Origin of the sequence: Dyella sp. 2RAB6 (genome assembly GCF_052115385.1) — a bacterium.
In the GTDB taxonomy this organism is placed as follows: Bacteria; Pseudomonadota; Gammaproteobacteria; order Xanthomonadales; family Rhodanobacteraceae; genus Dyella_D.
Window position 1 is genome coordinate 1 of sequence record NZ_JBFRGP010000051.1, and the last position, 1,452, is coordinate 1,452.

Annotated in this window: 1 protein-coding gene; it reads left to right on the forward strand. The window is 60.2% G+C overall.

The window, feature by feature from the left end; genetic code table 11:
* The first annotated feature begins 47 nt into the window (after positions 1-47).
* Positions 48-1,445: an IS30 family transposase gene (locus AB4083_RS22860; protein WP_441610796.1), complete on the forward strand. Its 1,398-nt coding sequence runs from the start codon at positions 48-50 to the stop codon at positions 1,443-1,445.
* The last annotated feature ends 7 nt before the right edge of the window (positions 1,446-1,452 follow it).

Genomic DNA, 1,452 nt, shown 5'->3' on the forward strand with positions numbered 1-1,452 from the left:
GGGTGAATTCAACCGATCGTCGCAACACCTCCGGATAAGAGGTTGCGATGCGCACGAAAAAGGTACGAATTGGTCGTGTGAAGATGAGGTCGCCAGGGCGGCCTCCCGTTTTACACAGAGCGCAGAGGCGTCCATTCTGGCAGGAGATCGCCCATGGACACTCGAGTGAGGAAGCAGCTCAAATTGCTGGCGTGTCGCAGGCGGTGGGTACGAGATGGTTCCGGGAGTGTGGCGGTATGCCTCCATCGCATCTTTCGCCGTCATCGCCAGCGGCGACAGGACGGTACTTGTCGCTGGCCGAGCGGGAGCAGATTGCCCTACTGCGCGCCCAGGGCTGCGGAGTTCGAGAGATTGCGCGGCAACTTGCACGAAGTGCATCAACAATCTCACGTGAATTGCGCCGCAACGCTGCCACGCGAGGCGGAGGATTCGCGTATCGCGCGATCACGGCACAGTGGCATGCTGATCGCGCAGCACGACGCCCCAAGCGCGCCAAATTGGCGGTTAACGCCGCACTGCGGCGCTATGTCCAAGAGCGCTTGGCTGGCAATGTCGCCACTCCGGCGGGGAGGGTCATCGCTGGTCCTGCAGTTACTTGGAAGGGCCGGCGCCATGGACGAAGGCAACATCGACGGTGGTCACGTGCGTGGAGTCCGGAACAAATCACTCACCGCTTGCCAGTCGACTTCCCGGGCGATACTGCAATGCGCATTAGCCACGAAGCGATTTACCAGTCGTTGTACATCCAAGGACGCGGCGCCCTTCGTCGTGAACTCACCGCCTGCTTGCGCACGGGACGAGCTCTACGTGTACCGCGAGAGAGGGTACGTGGGCGTGGCAAGCCCTTCGTCACGCCAGAGATTCTCATCAGCGAGCGTCCTGCCGAAGTGGATGATCGCGCCATTCCCGGACATTGGGAAGGCGACCTCATCCTTGGCCTGGGCAGCTCCGCCATTGGCACGCTCGTAGAGCGAACAACGCGGTTTACGGTGTTGTTGCATCTGCCGCCACTTCCAGAACATGGGCGTCAGCCCCGGGACAAGCATGGGCCGGCACTGGCAGGGCATGGTGGCGAGGCGGTGCGTGATGCGATCACTCGAGCCATGGGGGCGCTGCCACAGCAGCTTCGAAGATCACTGACATGGGATCAGGGAGCAGAGATGAGTCAGCATGCACGGCTGTCGATCGACACGGGCTTAGCGATCTATTTCTGTGATCCACGAAGTCCATGGCAACGCGGCACCAATGAAAACACCAATGGACTGCTGAGGCAGTACTTCCCCAAGGGTACAGATCTCAGCCTCCATAGGCCGGCCGAACTGCAGGCTGTAGCTCTTGCTTTAAATACGCGACCAAGAAAGACTCTCCATTGGAGGACGCCCGCCGAGGCATTCAATGAGTTGCTGCTCTCGGTAAATCAAAACGGTGTTGCGACGACCAGTTGAACCTGGG

What these genes read in the sequence shown, in the direction of transcription:
- AB4083_RS22860 (WP_441610796.1), top strand. Translation starts at nt 48, where the DNA reads ATGCGCACGAAAAAGGTACGAATTGGTCGTGTGAAGATGAGGTCGCCA.